Raw genomic sequence first — 20349 nt, 5'->3', positions numbered from 1 at the left:
TGATGCTCGCCAGCTTTTCGCTGCCGGTTTTCTTTATCACCGGCCTGTTGCTGTCCCTGCGCCGCCGGCGTATGAAACGCCAGGTCGCCGCGCCGCCGGCCGTGCAGGCGAATGCTCCGCCCGGCACGGATACGCTGCTGGTGGCATACGCCAGTCAGAGCGGGCTGGCCCAGCGCATCGCCAGCCAGACCACGGCCGCGCTGCAAGCAACCGGACGCGCGGTGCGCATGTCCGGCCTCAACGACATCCAGCCGCTCTCGCTGGCCGCGCATCGCCAGGCGCTGTTCGTGGTGAGCACGCACGGCGAAGGCGACGCGCCGGTAGCGGCCCGTGGCTTCGATCGCCGCTTCTGCAGTGCCACCCAGCCGCGCCTGGAAGCCCTCGACTATGCCCTGCTATCGCTTGGCGATAGCGACTATGGCGATAGCTACTGTGCCTTCGGCCGGCGACTCGATCGCGCGCTGCGCGAGCACGGCGCGCGTACCCTGATCGCGCCGATCGAAGTGGACAAGGCCGATGCCGCGGCCCTGGCCGACTGGCATGCCGCGCTCGCCGGCCTGTTCGGCACGGCCCATACCGACGTTGAACCGGCATTCGATCGCTGGCGGCTGGCCGCGCGCACCATTGCCAATCCCGGCAGCCTCGGGGGGCCGACCGCCTGCCTGCGACTCGAGCCTATCGGCGCCGGCACCCCGGACTGGCAGGCCGGCGACATTGCCGAAATCCGCCCGCGCCAGCCGCAGGCCACGGTCGATGCCTGGTTGCAGCGTCATGACCTCGACGGCCGGATGTCCGTGGTTCGGGACGGGCAAGCCTGGCCGCTGCAGCAGGCACTGGGCGATCGGCACCTGCCGGATACCCCGCCCGACACGGGTAACGAATTGCAGCACTGGTTCGACAGCCTCGCGCCGCTGGCAGCCCGCGATTACTCGATCGCTAACGTCGGCGACGGCGCAATCGAATTGCTTGTCCGTCTGGCCCGCCACGAATACGGCCCCGGCATGGCCTCGGGCTGGCTGATCGAGCGGGCCGCAATCGGCGATGTCATCGAACTGCGCCTGCGCGCCAACCCCGGCTTTCGCGGCGACGAGAACAGCCACCAAAAGCCGGCGGTCTTCATCGGCAACGGCACCGGCATGGCGGGACTGCGCAGCCATCTGATCGCTCGCATCGGCGCCGGGCAACAGGCCAACTGGCTGTTATTCGGCGAACGCCAGCGCGCGGTGGATTTCTATTACGGCGACGCGATCCGCGCCTGGCACCAGGCCGGCGCCCTGACCCATCTCGACGCGGTGTTCTCGCGCGACGCCGACGATGGCCGCTATGTCCAGCACGCGCTGGCCGCGCACGCCGATCGCCTGCGCGACTGGATCGACCACGGCGCCTATCTATTCATCTGCGGCAGCCATGACGGCATGGCCACCGGCGTGACCGCAACGCTCGTGAACATTCTCGGCGCCGGCCTGTTCGAACAACTCAACGACGCCGGCCGGATCCGCATGGACGTCTATTAAGGAAGTTCTGCACAACCGCTCGCGGGTCGCGTTCGAGACCTCACAGAAGACGCGGCAAGGCGTACCTGAGGCCGAACCCGTTTTCGGTCGCCGGCTTTGCCCGCGCTTGGTCTTCGCCAAGGCTCGCGGGCCTACAACGAGCACGCCACGCGCCAAGCAGGCCGGCGAGACCGCGACAGGTTGTGCAGAGCTTGCTCAACAACCTGCCCGTTGTCGGGCGCGCCGTAACAAACAGTTTGCATAGCCATATCGTTCACAGGGGGATTCATGCACGACAGTAAAACCGGGCTCCGGCTTCGAAACGTCGACATTCGTATTGCCAGCGCGCTTGCCCTGGCCCTGGCGGCTTCGGCTGCCGGCGCCCAGACCACTACCACGCCGACGCCGCTTGCGCCGATCGACGTGGAGGGTGGCCGTATCAAGGGGGCCGATGCGCCAGTGGAAGGCTATGTGGCCGAGCGCAGCGCTACCGCCACCAAGACCGATATTCCGCTCATCGAATCGCCGCAGTCGGTCAGCGTGATCGGCCGCGAACAGATCGAGGACCGCGGTGCCGATACGCTGGCCGAAGCGGTCGAATACGCGCCCGGCGTGAATACCGCCAACAGCGTGAACAACGACGTCATCGACAGCAACGGTATCCAGATCCGCGGCTTTTCTGCCGCGGATGCGACCTATCGCGACGGTACGCGCCTGTTTGCCGGGTTGCCCTACGATGCCCCCATCGAGGCCTACGGCGTCGAACGTATCGAGGTGCTGCGCGGGCCGGCCTCGGTGCTCTACGGCCAGGGCCAGCCGGGCGGCATCATCAACCTGGTGACCAAACAGCCCACCGACACGCCGCTGCGCGAAATCGGGCTCGAAATGGGTACATTCCATCACAAGCAGCTCAAGGCCGACGTCAGCGACAGGCTCGATAGCGAAGGCAAGTGGCGCTACCGCCTCACCGGGCTGGTCCAGGAGTCGGGCACGCCGATCGAATATATCGACGACGACCGCGTGTACATCGCGCCGGCGTTGTCATGGACGCCGAATGCAGCCACGAAACTCACGCTGCTGGCGCGCTATCAGAAATCCCAGTCCGACTATTACTGGACCGGCTTTCCGCTGGCGGGCACCAAGCGCCCCAATCCCACGACCGGCGAACGCATTCCCGAAGATCGCTATATCGGCCAGCCCGGTCTGGGTGGCTACGATTCCGAGGTGTACGAAGTCGGTTATCTGTTCGAGCACCTCATCAACGACCGGCTCACCTTCGAGCAGAACGTGCGCTATCGCCAGATCGATTACGACGTGGTCGACGTCTTCCGCAACTACTTCGGCGCCAGCCCCCCATTCAACAACGACCTCACCACGCTGGAACGCGATATTCGCGTGCGCTACGACGACGCCGACACCCTGACCGCCGATCAGCGTCTGATCGCCGATGTCGAGTTCGGCGGTATCGACCACAACCTGCTGGTTGGCCTCGATTACAAGAGCCTGGATTACGACAGCCGTACCTCCGGCTTTCTGCGTGTTAGCGGCCAGGCGCCGGTGCCGGATCTCGATCTCTACGATCCCGACTACACGCAGTCGTTCACCGTCCCGGACGCACCCAACCAGAACGGCACCGAAGCCAGCCAGTACGGGCTCTACGTGCAGGACCATATGAAGTTCGCGGACAAGTGGGCGCTCACGGTCGGCGCCCGCCAGGACTGGGTCGACGAACAATCGCTGGGCGCCGACAAGAACGACCAGGACGAACTCAGCTGGCGCGCCGGGCTGGTGTATCTGGCCGACAACGGCGTGGCGCCGTATGTCAGCTATAGCGAATCGTTCGTGCCGCAATACGGCGTGAACGAGGTCACCGGTGAGACCCTGGACCCCATCAGCGGCGAACAATACGAGGCCGGTGTGCGCTACCGCCCCGACGGCTGGAATGCATCGTTCGAACTCGCTGCGTTCGAGATCACGCGTCAGAACGAAACGGTGGCGCTACCCAGCAACCCGACCGTACAGAGCCAGATCGGCGAAACCCGTTCGCGCGGCGCCGAAGCCTCGGCCCAGATCGATCTCGCCCGTGGTCTGAAGGCCATTGCCAGCTATACCTACAACGAGGTCGAAGTCGTCGAGGCCGGCGGTAGCCAGACCACCAACGGCAACCGCGTACCGGACCGCCCCGACCACCTGGCCAAGCTGTGGGTCGACTACAGCTTCCAGCAGCCCGCGCTGGACGGCCTGGGCCTGGGCGCCGGCCTGCGCTACACCAGTTCCTCGTTTGCCGACGCCGCCAACGAGGCCCGCTATCCCTCGGCCACGCTGGTGGATGCCTCGGTGCGCTACAGCTTCGACGACGTCACGCTGCAGCTGTCGGGGCGCAACATCTTCGACGAGGTCAAACTCTACTGTAACGGCTCGCAGGCGACGTCTTTCTGCGACTACGGCGTACCGCGTACCGTGGTCGGCAGCCTGACCTATCGCTGGTAGCAAACAGGCCGCGCCGGCCCGCCACGCCGCGGGCCGGCCTTAGCCACGGCTTTCGAGCTTGAAATCCAGGTTCTGGCGAACCGCTGGCCACTCGTGCGCCAGAATCGAAAAGACCACGGTATCGCGCAGAATGCCGTCATCGCTGATCTGATGGTTGCGCAGCACGCCGTCCTGTTTGGCCCCCAGGCGCGCGATCGCCGCTCGCGAGACTCGGTTGTGCCAATGGGTACGGAACTCGATCGCGATCGCATCGAGTGTTTCGAAGGCATGGGCAAGCATCAGCCGCTTGCATTCGGTATTGACCACGGTGCGCTGAAAGCGCTGCGCATACCAGGTATAGCCGATCTCGGCCCGACGGTTGGCCACGTCCACGTGACAGAAACGCGTCGAGCCAATCACCGTATCGCTGGCGCGATCGCGCACGGCAAAGGCAAGACCGCCCGCCGCCCGCTCGGCGTGGGCTGTATCGATATAGCCATCCACTGCGTCCGGGGCCGGCACGAAGGTGTACCACAACCGCCAGAGTTCGCCGTCACGTACCGCCTCGGCCAGCGCCGGCGCATGGGCCTGTTCGAGCGGCTCCAATACCACGCGATCGCCGGTCAGAACGCCTGGCTCAATCCACTTATTCATCTCGCCCCCAATATGATTGGACTACCGACTAATAGCGCCTACATACAACAACTTACCCGGCCCTGATATCATTTTATGCCATAGATCAGCCGGTTACGCAGAGTAACGTCTCATTGACCGGTGAGACGAACCGGGTTTCCTGCCATCGCCCTGGCGGGCCATGTTCTGCGGGACCGGTGCGACAGCCGTGACGCCGGCCTGTCGATGCGTCCCACCCCAACGTTCCAGCGCTTGATGAACATACGTCGATGGCTTGCCGGCGCACTCCTGATCACTGCAGTGGGCGTGGCAGCGCGTATCGCCATAACACCGCAGGAACCACAGCTGGAATTCGATCCGGCGCTGGGCGCGCAGCATTATTACCGGGTCGGCAACCGCGTGGTGGTTGACGTCGACGGACAAGAACTCGACGAGACGGTAACCAGCCACGGCATCGTCAACTATCGCGTGACCGGGCGCGAGCCCCTGCGTCTGCATGCCGCGATCGACCTGCTTGATATGGCGGTCAACGACCAGCCGACGCTGTCCAGCGTCGATATGGGCGGGCGCGATCGTGAGCTGGCCGCGGCGATACGCGACGGCTTCGACATGACGCTGACAGGCAACGGCGAAATGGATATACGTCCCACCAACGCCGCGGCTTTCAAACGCCTGTCCCGGCAGTTCGACAAGCGGGCAGAAAACCCTTTCCAGCAGGCCCTGCTCGGACCGATGCCGCCGGCGGATATTCCAGCGCGCGCGGGCGCCGAGATTACGCTCGACAACTTCCAGGGTTTCGAAGGCCTGACGCTCAGCGTGGACGCGCTCGACAGCGAACACGCCTGGCTGCGTATCGACGGCGAACTCGAAGAGCTGCCAAGCGACTCACCGTTGATCCGGAACATGGCCCCGCCGGGCCAGAACATCGACGTATCCGATATCCACGTGGCCGCGCGTATGACCGTGGAACGCGAACACGGCTGGCTGACCGACATGACGCTGGTGCTACGCCTGCGTATGGCCCTCGGCGATAAAGCGGCGACCATGCGCTCGATCACCTATGCCCATCGCCGCGACAATCTCCTGGCCGGCGCGGTGGAGACACCCCTGAACGCCTTTCTACGCCTGCCGCCTGATTTCATCACGGCGAGCGATCTGATGATGGCCCAGTTCAGCCCTGCTTTCCTGGCGCCGCCGCTGCATGCGACGCCTGACCGCTTCGATGCACCCGACAGCGCACAGGCGCTCTCTGCATATCACGACGGCGTGATCTTGTATCTGGATGGCGGCAACGCAGGCAGGCTGCCATACGGCAGCCTCGAGCTGGAAAACGCGATCGCATACGACGCCCAGGGCAAGCGCCTCGACGGGACGCTGGCCTTCGACACCATGCACTACCAGACTGAAGGGGAAGGCGAAGGCGGGGGCGGCTGGCTGATCAATCTCGTACCGCTGGGCTGGAACGAAAACGATCCAAGCCGGATCGCCGAGGTACACGCCGATATCGGCTTTCGCCGACGCCCGCAGGGTGAACCGGTGACGCTCAAACTCGACGATCAGCGCCGTGTCCTCGAACACGGCGATGCGCGCGCCGTGGCACAACCGCTCGCAGACCGCGACAACGCCTGGCAGGTCACGCTTTCCACCGGCGGCGAACGATTTTACTGGCTCGACCCCGGCGCATTGCCCGAGGGTGTGACCGGCCAGGGACTGTTGCCGGAGCCGGACAGTGATTTAACCCCGGCCGAACAGATCATGCTCGCTCGCAACGACAATCCGCGTGCCTGGAAACACAGCCTGCGTATCGAAGCGGACCAACCATCGCTGGAACTGCCCCTGCTCGACACCGACAACGGCGATATCACGCAAACCGAGACCGTGCGTTTCGTGCTGCCCGGCAGCGCACCGGCAGCCAGGCCGGCAAAGACGCTGCATATCGATACGCCGGTACTCGACGAGCGCGATATCTCACTCGACGCAATCGATGCCCCGGTGGCAACCGCAACAGGCGGCCTGCGCATGACGCTGCCTGTCGAGCTGGCCGAGCCCTGCGGCTTGAGCGCCTGGCCCGAGGATCAGAATGCACCCACCCTGCTGTGGCGCCGCGTGGCGCCTGACAGCAACGCCGGGCACGACCACACAAGCACCGACTGGCAGCTCACCGATGTCCAAGGCAATGCCGTCGACGTACGCGAGCGCGCTTTCGAGACGGTCCTGACCTGCCCGGGCACGCCGGTCTGGCATCGAGTAACGATCGAGCACGACATGCCCTGGCGGATCGACCTGAAGCGTGCGACCGGTCGCTGGCCCAATCGATCGCTGCCGGCGGCCGAGTATTTCAGCCGGGTCCAGTTCCTGGACGCCGACGGCCGACCGCTGCGGCCGAGGCTCAACCGCGGCAGCGAGGAGCCCGCCACGGACTGGGCACAGGAGGCGGCCGCACATAGCGTCGGCGATTACGTGGATGACAGCGGCCAGATTCGTATCTGGGGCGATGTCGCCCAGCTGTTGGCGCTCGATTTCCAGGCACCCAGCGTAAAACGCCGCTGGCCGCATGCGGCCGACGGGGCCGAAACCCGCGACACAGCGGCGCGCGATAATGCGGAACAGGCCGAAAACACCCCATGAAACGATCGCTCGTATTCGCCGGCATCGCATTGCTGCTCATCGCCTGTGCCGGCGCTGCCGGATGGTTCGCACACAATGGCCTGACCGGCACGGACGCATTCGATGCGGCAGCCGGCTCGAACACGACGTACGTCGTCGGCCACCGGGTGACCGAACACCGCCTCGATACCCACAGCTTCGATCACTGGGTGAAGGCGATCGGCGTCCTGCGCTATCGGCTGGAGGATTTCGGCGACTCGCGTCAGCTCCACGTCGAGCCGCTGCTGACGGAAGTTCGCGGCGACGACCAGAAAGCGATGGCTCGAATCACGTATGACGGCGATCTGGCGCGCCGAGTCGGCGGCTTCGATATGCCCATCGAAAACGGCCGCCCAACCTTCGATCACGCAGCGGCCGCGGCGCGGACCTCGCTCGGCGACGAACTCGACGCCCCCGCGGGCAATCCGCTCGTCGCGCCCATCGTGGTGCCGACACTGCCCCGGCCCATCGACGACCGAGTGGGCGCTGAATACACGCTCGCGGCCTGGCGCGGGCTTAGCGATATCCGCTTTCGCGTAGAGACGATCGACGACGACACCCTGAGCCTGCGTATCGAATCGACCGCCGCCACGCGCGCGCTCGATGCCGACGTCCAACCCGCCGATGTCCGTCTGCTTGGGCGCATGCGTATACGCCGCGCCGACGGCTGGCTGGATGCGCTCACGCTCGTACGCCGCGACGTGGTCGAACGCGACGACGGACCGGTTGCCATCGATCGCGTCACCCGCGCCTATCGCAAGATCGATCTGCTCAGCGGTAATGGCGACGACAAGCTGGCGCCCTTCTTCGGGGCTACGGATAGCAACCGCCGCGAGATCGAGTTTGCACAGACGCCGGACGACATCGCGCGCCCCGCCCCGGCCAGCAGCAATCCGTCGCTGGCGGACTACGACACCGCCCTCAGCGTCGATCTTCTAGGGCTGATCCTGCATATCCGCTACAACAAAGACGAGCGCGTTCCGGCCCTTTCGCTGGGCATCAGCGACGTAACCTTCTACGACGCAGACGGCAACGCCCTGGACGTGCCGGCCGTGCTGTATGCCGATTCGCCGTTTTTCGACTACGAAAACTACGACGACGGCCAGATGTTCATCTATGTCCCGCTCGGCGGCGACCGGTCCGTGCTCGAGCGCATCGCACGCGCCGAAGCAACGCTGATCTATCACGAACAAAAGGCGCACTATTTCACGCTGCGCCTCGACGACGAGCCGCATACGCTCGAACACGCGGGTGCGCAGCTACAGGCCACGCCCGATCCTGCGCACGCCCACCGCTGGCGGCTGCGGGCCGACAACACCGCCGGTACCCGTTATTACACCAGTCGTCACGCGATCGCGCCCGGGGTGACGGGCGCCTATGACCTCGCGCTCGACGACAGCTGGCTGAGCGTTGGCGAAGCGACACTGCTCTCGCGCGTCGACGGTCTGGGCCGCGATGTCTCCAGTATCCGCATCAACGCCGACCGCTCGCCCGTCGACTTGCCGCTGGTGCGGCTGACCAACGGCAAGCGATATGAATACCGCGTCGAATTCAAACGCAGTACATCGCCATGAAAAACACCGCTCGAATTCGTGGACGAGCATTTTCTGATCGTGGGTCTCGACCAAGCCCTTGTCTGTTTTATCCAACCGGAGTTGCGCGTGCCGCATAGAAAATTCATTTCGGCGCTGGTCGCCGTGTTAGCGCTTAACACGTTTGCAGCAGCCGCGTTCGCGGCAGATTCGGCTGTGTCTTTCGACCCCGCGCAGGGCGACCATCGCGATTATCGCGTCAACATGCGCATGCAGTTCAAGGCCGACGACGAGCCGGCCGCCTCTGCCAGCCGCTGGTTCACGCTCCAGAGCGTGATGCGCTATCGCGTCGACGCGACCGACCCCCTGCTGCAGGTCAATATCGAACCCCGCTTCATGCAGGCCGAGAACAACGACGAGGTCCTGTTCTCGAGCGCACAGCCGGAGGCGTTCGAACAAAGCGACATTCCCAGCCTGATGGGTGCCGGCTTCGATCTGACCCTAAATCGCGAAAGCGGCGAAACACGCTTGCAAGACAACGGCCGCGCCGCCCTGCGAGCGCTCGCGGACCAAGCCGAGGCGCCAATCGATCAGTTCGAGCAACAGCTGTTCGCCCCGGCGCTCGCCCAGTCGGTACCGGCTCGCCAGGGCGAGCAGATGACGATCGACGGTCTCCAGAACCTGCCGGCGTTGCGGCTGACCGTCACGCAGGTCGATAGCAACAGCGTGACCGCCACCTTCAAGCGCGCCAAAGACAGCTCGGCGCCGGCCCACGCCATGGACGGCACCGCCTACGGCACCAGCGCACGTTTTACCGACATCCACGGGCGTGTGCGTATCGATCGCGACAGCGGGTGGATTGATGCCATGACGCTGATCAGCGAACAGGCGCTGACAAAAGGCGATCGTACCGCCCGTATGCGCAGCGCCATGACCATGCAGGCTGTCGATAACCCGACCACCGGCGCGCTCTATGACAGCCTGAAGCAGTTCAAGACCAATACCCTGCTTGCCGCCATGCCCGGCAGCGAGCTGCATTTGCCCGACAGCGCGGACGCCGTGCCGGAAGACCAGGCCTTCGAAGCGTCGAAGCAGCCGCTGGCCCATGTCGACAGCAATTTTCATATCGACGATGAAGACGGCGCGTTGGTGCTCACGATCCGGTATCACGAGGACACCAACCCAGGCCTCGATGAGCTGAGGCTGGATACGCTCACGCTACGCGATGCAAACGGCAAGCGGTTGGACAAGAACTTCGTGCTGGAATGGATCGGCCCCGATTTCAGCGAAGGCAACACCGCTGAGGTGCGTCTTCTTCCGCTTGGATGGCAGAAAGACGACCTGAACGATATCGCCGAGGTACAGGCAACGTTCACCTACCAGCCGATCGACGCCCCGGCCGATGTGGCACTGCCGTTGCAAGACACGCCCACCCAGCTCGACGACGGGCCGGCACATGCCCGTGCCGTACCGATCGACGGCGGCTGGCGAGTAACGCTGCGGGGAAGCTATACCCAGTACTACACACCCGATCACGCCGCCGTGTTCGAAGGCTATTCGGCTGTCACCAGCGATCATGCGGACAGCGGCGTGCGTCCAACGGACCAGACCCTGCTCGATCGTGTCGACAATACGAACGTGTGGCGCCAGCAATTCGAACTAAAAGGCGATATCGACGCATTCGATCTCGTGCTTTTGAGGCCTCGAGCCAACACCACTACGGCCACGATCAAATTCACCCGACGCGACCCGGCGCGCTAACCGTTGTGACTCCCCTGCCTGGAGTCCATGTGCTCGACGCCCGCCTGCACGAATCACGGGCCGGCGGGCCGAGGTCGGGCCGCAACGAAACCGAGTTCGTCGTTTCTATTATCCGGAGCTGCGCGTGTCGAATAACAAACTGATTCTGGTCCTGATTGCCGTGGTCGCCATCATCGCGGCCGTCGCAGCGGCGATCGTGTTCTCGACGCCCTCGGATATCGCCTTCGACCCGGCCAAGGGCGATACGCGTGATTATCGCGTCGGCGTAATGACACGGATTCATGCCGAAGCCGATTCGCCCACCGGCTTCAACGACGTGTCGGTAGCCATGCAGAGCGTGATGCGCTATCGGGTGGACGCTGCCGGGCCGTCGTTGAAGGTTCATGTCCAGCCGCGCTTTATCGATGTCGAAGACGATAGCGGCTATACGATGTTTTCGAGTGCCAAACCACGCGATCGGCGCGACACGCCGGTGGTCGATCTCATGCGTGACGGCTTCGACCTGATCGTGAATCGCGAAAGCGGCGACACCCGACTGAGCGCAGTCAACCGCGGGGCCTGGAATGCGTTCAGAGAACAGGCCGGCGACTCGCAGATGAATCAGTTCGAACAGCAGATGGCTGCCCCGGCGCTTACCCGGAACGTACCGGCCCGCGCGGGTGAAAAAATTACGGTGGACGCATTTCAGGGCATGCCCGCGCTCACGCTTACGGTCGAAAACGTCGACGACGACAGCGTCACGGCTTCCCTGACGCGCGCCAACGACAAACCCACGGCCTACACCAAGGTCGGCGGCGCTCACAGCCGCGCCAGCGCGCGCGTCACCCGGGTGCACGGGCGCATGCGCCTGAATCGCGATACGGGCTGGATCGAAGCCCTGACCCTGGTCAGCGAACAACAGATCAACAACGGCGACAAGACCGGCCGCATGCACACGACGCTGACCATGCGCGCGGTGGACAATCCGGCCCTCGGTACGGCCGGCGACGGGCTGAAGGCGTTCAGCAACACCGCGTTCAGCAGCCAGCGCCCGAACGGCATGGAACTGCCCCTGCCGCACAGCCCCGCAGCGGCCGCAAAGCGGCCGATGGTCAAAGCGGCCCGGCAGCCCTTCGCCAACGTCGACGCCAGCTTTTTTGTCGACGACGACCATGCGCTCATGCTTACGCTGGGGCACGACATCGCCAGAGACGCGCATATGAGCGTGCCCTCGCTCACCGGGCTCACCCTGCGCGACGCCGAGGGCCGGGTGCTCGATATTCCGCTGGTACTGGACTCGATCGGCCCCGACTACGACCAGGGCCGTATCAGTACGAAGGTGCGCCTGTTGCCGATGGGCTGGCAGGACGCAAAGCTGGACCGGATCGCGAACGTCGAGGCCCGGTTCGACTATGTAACGCCGGTCGAGCCCGAGCATATCGAGCTGCCGCTGGCCGATACCCCCACCGAGCTGCACGAGGGCTCGGCCCGGGCGCGTGCCGTGCCCACTGAAGACGGCTGGCGATTGACCCTGACCGGCAGCGCGAAGGCGTTCTATATCTACGACATGAGCGCGATCTATGGCAAGGACCTGTCGGCCCGGATCAGCGACCGTGCCCACGAGGGCCTGACGCCTTCGGATCGCACGCTACTCGAACGGGTCGACAGGCCGGACGCCTGGGTGCAACAGATTCGGGTGACCGGAGAGAGCGACCGCTTCGCCCTGGCGCTGTACAACAACATGCCTGCGCCGAGTTCTCACCAGGTCAACTTCACCAGCCGACGGCAACGCTACGCCAACCGCGAACTGCCGCCACCGGAAATCCGTCAGCTGTATATCGCGCCTGTGCCGGACAAGCCGTCGCTGGCGGTCGACGCCGAACCCGAAGGCGCGGACCAGAATCGCCTGAGCCTGCGCCTGCCGATCGGCGTGGGCTCGGCCTGCGAACTGGCCGCCGACGCACCGGCACAAGAGGGCCATGCCCTGGTCTGGCGCCCGGAAGACCAGCGTGCGTCCGGTTTCGGCATCGGCCAGCCGCGCACCGGCGAACACCCCGATACCGAGCGCTGGGTACTGATGACCGACGACGGCGTACGCGTCTATTTCTACGGCATCGATGTCACCACCACGCTGCGCTGCCCCGGCCAGCCCGCCTGGCAAGCCCGTGAACTCGATAGCGACCGCGACAAACCCTGGCTGGTGGATATCGACGCCGTGGTCGAAGGCGAGATCGACCCCGACATGCAGGCGGCCCGCTTTTTCGACAGTCATCGTTTTATCGATACGCGCGGCAAGCCCGTACGCCCCATGCTCAAGCACATGAGCGCGGATACCCGGCTCGACGACTGGCGTGTCGAAGGGGCCAAACACCGTGTGTCGGACTATCTCGACGAGTCCGGTCGTATCCGGTTCTGGGGCAACATCGCGGCCGTGCAATCGCTGACCTTCTCCGGCGCACCGATCGAAAAGCAATGGCGTAGCCATCTGAAGGGCCTGCAATGAACCGTTCGACCCTATTACGTCCACGATTCGCCCTGATCGCAGCCTATCTGTTCGTTCAGACCGGCAGCGCCTGGGCACAGGGCACCTTCTGGCTCAACGATGAATTCGAAGTCGTCGCCAAGGCCAAGGCCAGTCGCAAGGCCACGGTCGCCGACGAACGCGACGGCCCGGGCTGGCCGGTGGAAGTTCGTCGTATCCGCTACGACCAGCTGAATTTTCGCGGCTATAGTTCGACGCCGGATCTAGCTGATCCTAATCAGAAATGGGTGGGCGCCTATCAACTCTACCGCTTCGCCGGCGATTACAAGCTCGCGGAAGTGGGTACCCGCAACATGGCCGGCGAGCGCCACGGCCTGGCGGTGGGCTTCGAGCGGGATGGCGATCTCAGCTACGAAACACCGTATGTAAAAGGCGTCATGCAGGGCATGGGCCGCCGCTATGTCGGCGGCGAACTGCGCGATCTCACCCCGCTGGTTGATGGCAAGCGCGAAGGCTTCGAAACCAGCTATTACGACGGGCGCATCCGCAAGCTCACCGAGCTGCACGACGACAGCATCGACGGCGTCGTCGAACAGTACGGCAGCCTGCATTCACCGCAGGTACTCACCCAGCGCAGCCACTATCGCAGCGGCCGGCTCCACGGCTGGGAACGGATCTGGTCGCTCGAAGGCGCGTTGTTGCAGGAAACCCACTACGTGGACGGGCGCAAGAACGGCATCCAGCGCAACTGGGCCGACCAGGCCGCCGGGCATCTCGCCTCCGTGTACCACTATCGCGACGGCAAGGTGCGCGGGCTTCAGCAAGAATATCGCGGCGCCTATCTCGACGAAGAGCGCGTCATCGGCGACGACGGGCAGCGGCTGCGCCGGACCCTGTTCTGGCCGATCAAGGGCAACCCGCGCAAGACCGAGAACCGGATCGAAACCGACGCACAGGGGCGCACCCAGCGCGTAGACGAAACCTTTTCCAATACCGGCCACCTGGTCACGCGTCACGTCAGCTTTCGCGATGCACCGCACTACATCAAAACGCGCTTTAGCGAAGACGGCCACGTCCTTTATCGAAAAGAAGTCGTGGACGGCAAACCGAACGGCCTACAGATCGACCAGACCCTGGACGGCCACTACGAATGGCGCCGCTACGACGACAGCGGGCGCCTGCACGGTGAGCAGGCCGATTATCGCAATGACCAGGTGGTTCGCCGCTGGACGATGGACCACGGCGAACCGGTCGGCGACAGCCAGCACAGCGGTTCGGACAGCGCCGGCTGATTCACCGTGCCAGTACGAGAGGTTTTTACATGATCACCCGCTTGCGCTGCGTATTGGCTGCCGCCCTTTTGGCCGGTAGCGCTGCCGCCCATGCCGACACCCGCCTGTGGTACGACGCCGAACTCAACCCGGTCGACGACCCGGCTGCGGCCAGCTATCGCGTACGCGTCGAGGATCAACGCGACGGCATCGGCTGGCCGGCCGAACTGCGCCGTATCGAAGACGATGCCCTGCGCATGCGCGGCTATGTCGCCCGACCCGAACCGGGCGATACGGATGTCACCTGGATCGGCCATTACGAGCTCTATCGCCTGAGCGGCGAACACCGGCTCGCCGAAGTCGGCACCGCCGATGCGCAGGCCCGTTATCAAGGCCTGATGACCAACTTCGACGCCCAGGGCCGGCTCGAACGCGCCGCGCTCTATCGCGACGGCGAACTCGACGGCAAGACCCGCCGGTATGTCGACGGCGAACTCGACAGCATCACCGACTACGAAAACGGTCAGCGCGAAGGCGTACATGCCCAGTATGTCCAGGGCGCGCTGTTTCGTATCGAGGAATATCACCACGATCGCCTCGACGGGGTCGCCGAGCAATACAGCACCGGCGACCGGGCCTGGCTGGTCAGCCGGGTCGAATACCGCGACGGCCGGACGCATGGCTGGGCACGCGAATACAGCGCCGGCCAGACCGTGGCCGAAACCCGTTTCGTGAACGGGCGCAAGGACGGCCCGCAACGCCAGTGGCACGATCAGGAAAAGAACCTGCTCAGCGAGATCGTGCACTACCGCGACGGCAAACAGATCAGCAATGACGTGGTCACTCGCTACAACGTGAACGACCAGGTCACCGCTCAGATCGTGCTCGATCGCGACGGCCAGTTACGGGCCACGACCCATTACGACACCGCCACCGGTCAGCCTAAAACCCGGGTGCGTCATGTCCGCGATACCCATACCGATACCGACACCCCCAAGGAAATTCACGAGTATTTCGACCGCTACGGCTATGTCGAAGTCCGCCGCATCACATTCCCCGGCCAGGCCCACGAAATCGAGCTGCGATTTGCCGCCGACGGGGCGCTGACCTATCGCCGTGAACTGCGCAACCACCATCGGGTGGGTCTTTATATCGAAACCCTCGAACCCGACCACACCATGCGCACCCACTACGACGACAACGGCAAACGTCAGGGCCAACAGATCGAAACCCGCCACGGTAAAGTCGTGAAAATGACCACCTGGGCGGATGGCAAGCGCAACGGCCCCTTTTTCGAACGCGCCTATAGCGGTCGGCGTACCGAAGGCCAGTATGTCGACGGCAAGCTCGACGGCGAATACCGCGTGCTCGACAGCGACCAGCAACCTGTCGAAATCGCGCACTACGACCAGGGCAGCAAAGACGGCCTGTACGCGCGCTACGATCGCTATACCGACGACGACAAGCCCGTCGAGCAGGGCCGCTATGTCGATGGTGCCCGGCACGGGCGCTGGATCGAGACATCGGCCAGCGGCGGCCCGACCTGGCACGGGGACTATCGCAACGGCCAGAAGATTGGCCGCTGGCAGGCCGTCAACGCGCAGGGGTATCCGCTCACCGAAGGTAATTTCGAGGCCGGCCAGCGCAACGGCCTATGGCGCAACTTCCGCGACGACGGCGCGCTCGACAGCTGCGAGCTGTATCGCAACGGCGAACGCGTCGACACGCCGGCCTACGACCCGAGCGCCGGCCAGACCCGTATCGAATACTGCAACGGCCTGCGCAATATGCGCTGACGGATTCGTACCGCATCGCTATCGCTGCTATCTGATTTTTCACCCTTAAACCCATACCGGCACGCACCGCGGCTGGCTGTCGCCTGCGTCGCCACGTCCTGATAGGTCTGTTTTGAACCGAAAAATTCTCTGGATCGCTTTATTGTTCGTCATCGGGGGCTTCGCTTTGGCGGCCTACACGCTGTACTCCCCCGGCAACGTCCGTTTCACCCCCACCGAAGGCGAGGTCCGCGATTATCTGGTCGCGACCCAGGTCGAGATCACGCCCGACGAGGATTCCCGCCAACAGCGCACGTACGAAACCACAAGCCGGGGCGTGATGCGCTATCACGTGGACGATGCCGGCGACACGATCAGGTTGCGTGTCGTGCCTGAACTGCTCGCGATCACGCGCGATAACGACACGTTGTTCGCCAGCAACGATACCGGCAGCCGCGCAACACAACCGATCGCCGACCTATTGCGCGACGGCTTCAAGCTCACCCTCGACGCGGACGGTAAAAGCCGCATCGAACTGGTCAACAAGGACAAGCTCGACGCCCTGGGCGCCGACATGCCCGACCTGACCGGCGATGCGTTCCAGACCCAGGTCATCGATCCGATGATCGCCCAGTCGTTGCCCGCAAAGGAAGGCGCCGAAGTCAGCCTGGACACGTATCGCGGCATGCAAAACGTGAGCGTGAAAGTCGTGCGTGTGGACGACGACTCGCTGTCGCTGCAGATCACCGGCTCGGCCGACACACTGGACGAGGGCAACCCGATCGTCGGCCAGCTGTCGGGCCTGGGCCTGGACGCGCGTATTTCCGATGTGCGCCTGCAGGCACGCGTGCGCGTGGATCGCAGCAGCGGCTGGATGGAATCGATGGCCGCGGTATCGGATATGCGTATACAGGTCCGAGATCGCACGGCCAACGTGCGCAGCCTGAGCTATGCGCTTCATCGCGACGACCTGGCGACAGGCGGCTACGGTGACGGCCTGTCGGGCCTGTTCGACAACCTGCCGGTCGCCGAGGATCGCGAATACCCGATCCCGCAATCGCCGGCGGACACCCACCCCGAGCCGCAGACGCCACCGACCGATCTAGAGCTCGCCTCGCGCAATCCGGCATTCATTGCCCAGGATCGTCGACTGACCCTTGCGCTGGACATGGACTCGTTCGACGACATCCCGTTCAGTTCGCTCGAACTCACCGATATCACCCTCTACGACGACCAGGATCAGCGGCTCGATATTCCGCTGGTATTCGACACCATCGATTACGACTACGAGTCCACCACCAACAGCGACGGCCCGGCCCTGCTGTTCAAACTCGTCAGCCTGGGCTGGGATGACCCCGACCTCGATCGTGTCGCCCGTGTCGAAGCGCAGTTCGCCTACACACGGCCCGATGCCGGTGAGCCCCAGCAGCTCGAACTCGGCGACGAACCCAGCCAGCTGGGCGCCGGCGATATTCGTGTGACCGCTCGACCGGTGCCGGATGAAGACAACAGCTGGTGGGTCGACTTGTATACGGACAGCAGCGCCTACTACTGGCTGGATGGCTCGACAGCCCAGCCGGACCTGCAGGCGACGACGCTGGCCAAGGCGCAGGGCAGCTGGCTGACCACGCCCGAGGAAGTGGCCCTGGCACGCGTCGACCAGCCGATGGCATGGCGACAACACCTGAAGGTGCAGGCCGATCACACGCCGGCCGAACTGGCGCTGCGCCATACCCGTACCGATGCCGACAAGAAGGTCTACACCGTCTCGTTCAAGGACTATGCCGCCCGCTATAGCAATCGCGATCTGGCCCCGCCGCAGAAGAAGAAGATCACCGCGGCCGCGCGCACGCAGATGCCCGCCGAAGGCCCGATCGCGCTCGACGATATCCAGACCACGGATGCCGACAAGAACCGCCTGCGCATGGTGCTGCCCGAAGGCCTCGTCGGCGCCTGCGAACTGAGCGCGGACGCACCGGCACAGGCCGGCCATGAACTGGTCTGGCAACGCCGGCCCGCGCCGAAGCGCTACTACGGCCGCCAGGAAGATGCCGACACGCCCGGTGAGCAAACCTGGGAGCTGGCCACCGATGACGGCATCCGCACCTACTTCTACGGCATCGAGGTCGAGACCACCCTGGCCTGTACGGGCACGCCGCGCTGGCAGCGCACCTCGATCGACTCGGACAAACCCTGGCTTATCGATCTGAAAGCCGTGACCGGGCGCATGCCCGACCCGGACCAATCGGCAGCCGCGTTTTTCGACAGCGTTCGCATTGTCGATGCCGATGGCAACGCCCTGCGGCCGATGCGCAAGGACGCCGCGCCCGACCAGCGTCTCGCCGACTGGCCCGAGGAAGCCGCCGAGCACAGCCTGGGCGATTACATGTACGAAGACGGCATCATCCGGCTCTGGGGGTCGGCCGATCAGGTACTCGCGCTGAAACTGGGCGGCGAGCCGAACGAACGCCGCTGGAACGACAAGCTCGAGGCGCTGCCATGAGCTCGCTTAGACAGCCCGTACTGGCGCTGGCATTGCTGCTCGCGCCGGCCGCCGCCTTCGCACAGGGCATCTTCTGGCTCGACGACGATTTCGACCCGGTACCCAAGGCCCAGGCCATCTACAAGGCCACCGTGGCCGACAAGCGCGACGGCCCCGGCTGGCTGACCGAAGTGCGCACGCTCGATGGCGATCAGCTGCGTTATCGCAGCTATCTGTCCGACCCGGACATGAACGCCGACGACAGCTACTGGATCGGCTATTACGAGAGCCACGACCCGGAAACGGGCACGCTGCAACAGGTGGGCACCCACGACAGCGACGGCCGCTTCAACGGTCTCATCGTCGGCTTTACCGACGACGGCAAGCTGGGCTTCGAAAAACCGGTCAAACATGGCGTGGTGGACGGCGAGGTGCGCTGCTACAACCGCGCTACCGGTCTGCTGCGCTGTCGTACGCCGTATGTCGACGGCAAGATCGAAGGCATCAAGCAAACCTATTCTGCCGGCTCGCTCTATCTTCTCGAACAGTACAAGGACGACGAGCGCAACGGCTGGTCCGAACGTTATAGCAACGGCGGTGCCCATCTCACACGCCGCAGCCACTATCGCAACGATAAACTCGACGGCGAGCAACACCACTGGAACGACGAAGGCCGTCTTGTCCGACTGTGGCGCTACGCTGACGGTCAGCGCGACGGCGAGCAACGCAGCTGGTTCAACAACGGCCAGCTCAAGAGCGTCGAACACTATCGCGACGGCCAGTACGTCGGCGAAAATCGATGGTACGACCAGAAAGGCCGGCCCGCGCGTTCGAGAACCTATGCCGACGACGGCAGTGGCGAACTCATCGCCTCGACGAGCTACAACGGCGGTATGCCCAGCATATTCATGCACCACGTCGAGCGCGACGGCGAAACACTCAAGATCACGCGCTGGCACGACAAGAACGGCTATGTGATCTCGAAGCGTATCGAAAACCCCGACACCGGCTATCGCGAGAATATTTCGTTCTTCACCAATGGCCGGGTCCGCCGGCACACAGTCGAACGAAACGGCCACCCGGTCGGCAAGCAATACAAGGCCAGCGGCTCGCAAGCCGGGCGCTACACCATCGAACGCTACGACGACAACGGCAAGCGCCACGGCAAACAGCAAAGCTATCGCGATTTCGAGCTGTACGCGTATTCAAGCTTTCGCCATGGCACCCAGGTGGGCGATGCGGTGGAATACGGCTACAGCGGCCAGCGCACCGAAAGCCACTACGACGGCCAGGGCAAGCTTCACGGCACCGTGACAAAAACCGACGCCGATGGCGAACTGCTCTCACGCGCGCATTACCGCCATGGCGTTCAGGTCGGCGACTACGTCGAATATCGCGGCTACGACCGCCGTTTGATCGCGCGCGGCCAGTACGAAAACGGCAAGCGCAACGGGCCGTGGCGGATGCACGAAAACAGTCAGGTCTGGAAAGGCCGCTATCGCAACGGTGTTCGGGTCGGACGCTGGGTGGCCATCACCAAGCAGGGCTATGCCGTCTCGGCCGGGTATTTCGACGACCAGGGTCGCCGCGATGGAACCTGGTACGGCTTCGCCGACAACGGCCGCATGACGGGGCTGGAAACGTACAGCCACGGCACGCGAGATGGGCGCAGCGCAAGCTACGGTGACGACGGCTCGCTGATCTACGAGCAGTACTATCGCGACGGCAAGTACGTGGACGCACCGGACGCGCAAAGCTGAACGCAAGGCCTGCCCGCGTCGTTTCTCGAACGATGCGCGCAGGCCATAGCGTCGAGCGGCCGCGCT

At 64.3% G+C, this 20349-nt stretch carries 11 protein-coding genes; 10 read left to right on the top strand and 1 reads right to left on the bottom strand.

Translation table 11 applies throughout. The annotated features are described in order from the left end of the window. Window positions 1-1514, top strand: a 1514-nt coding sequence (locus ABNU97_RS06425) for a sulfite reductase flavoprotein subunit alpha (protein ID WP_348765924.1), incomplete at its 5' end; no start/stop codon positions are given. Window positions 1515-1781: 267 nt separating this feature from the next. Then, window positions 1782-3983 carry a TonB-dependent siderophore receptor gene (locus ABNU97_RS06420; protein WP_348765923.1) on the top strand — a complete coding sequence of 734 codons (2202 nt, stop codon included), beginning with the start codon at window positions 1782-1784 and terminating at the stop codon, window positions 3981-3983. A 39-nt stretch (window positions 3984-4022) separates the two neighbouring features. Here ABNU97_RS06420 and ABNU97_RS06415 read toward each other — a convergent pair whose 3' ends face one another. Beyond that, window positions 4023-4616: a GNAT family protein gene (locus tag ABNU97_RS06415; protein ID WP_348765922.1), complete on the bottom strand. Its 594-nt coding sequence runs from the start codon at window positions 4614-4616 to the stop codon at window positions 4023-4025. Window positions 4617-4850: 234 nt separating this feature from the next. Here ABNU97_RS06415 and ABNU97_RS06410 point away from each other — a divergent pair, with 234 nt between their 5' ends. From ABNU97_RS06410 to ABNU97_RS06375, 8 genes are all read left to right on the top strand, one after another. Continuing rightward, a complete protein-coding gene (locus ABNU97_RS06410) occupies window positions 4851-7223 on the top strand; it encodes a hypothetical protein (protein ID WP_348765921.1) in 2373 nt (790 codons plus the stop codon). After that, window positions 7220-8815: a hypothetical protein gene (locus ABNU97_RS06405; RefSeq protein ID WP_348765920.1), complete on the top strand. Its 1596-nt coding sequence runs from the start codon at window positions 7220-7222 to the stop codon at window positions 8813-8815. The genes ABNU97_RS06410 and ABNU97_RS06405 overlap by 4 nt, the downstream gene beginning before the upstream one ends. Window positions 8816-8989: 174 nt before the next feature. Further along, on the top strand, window positions 8990-10534 hold the full coding sequence (locus ABNU97_RS06400; RefSeq protein WP_348765919.1) for a hypothetical protein: 1545 nt from the start codon (window positions 8990-8992) through the stop codon (window positions 10532-10534). 124 nt (window positions 10535-10658) lie between these two features. Then, entirely contained in the window at window positions 10659-13016 is a 2358-nt protein-coding gene (locus tag ABNU97_RS06395) for a hypothetical protein (RefSeq protein WP_348765918.1), read from the top strand. Then, a complete protein-coding gene (locus ABNU97_RS06390; RefSeq protein ID WP_348765917.1) occupies window positions 13013-14287 on the top strand; it encodes a hypothetical protein in 1275 nt (424 codons plus the stop codon). The genes ABNU97_RS06395 and ABNU97_RS06390 overlap by 4 nt, the downstream gene beginning before the upstream one ends. Before the next feature lie 29 nt (window positions 14288-14316). Next, on the top strand, window positions 14317-16062 hold the full coding sequence (locus tag ABNU97_RS06385) for a hypothetical protein (protein ID WP_348765916.1): 1746 nt from the start codon (window positions 14317-14319) through the stop codon (window positions 16060-16062). A 112-nt stretch (window positions 16063-16174) separates the two neighbouring features. After that, window positions 16175-18544, top strand: a complete 2370-nt coding sequence (locus ABNU97_RS06380) for a hypothetical protein (RefSeq protein ID WP_348765915.1) — start codon at window positions 16175-16177, stop codon at window positions 18542-18544. After that, window positions 18541-20283, top strand: a complete 1743-nt coding sequence (locus ABNU97_RS06375) for a hypothetical protein (RefSeq protein WP_348765914.1) — start codon at window positions 18541-18543, stop codon at window positions 20281-20283. Before ABNU97_RS06380 ends, ABNU97_RS06375 begins: the two co-directional genes overlap by 4 nt. Window positions 20284-20349: the final 66 nt, after the last annotated feature.

This window comes from uncultured Salinisphaera sp., from assembly GCF_964012375.1.
GTDB lineage: Bacteria > Pseudomonadota > Gammaproteobacteria > Nevskiales > Salinisphaeraceae > Salinisphaera.
Note: the sequence above shows the minus strand (reverse complement) of the source record. Positions and strands in the feature narration are given on the sequence as shown.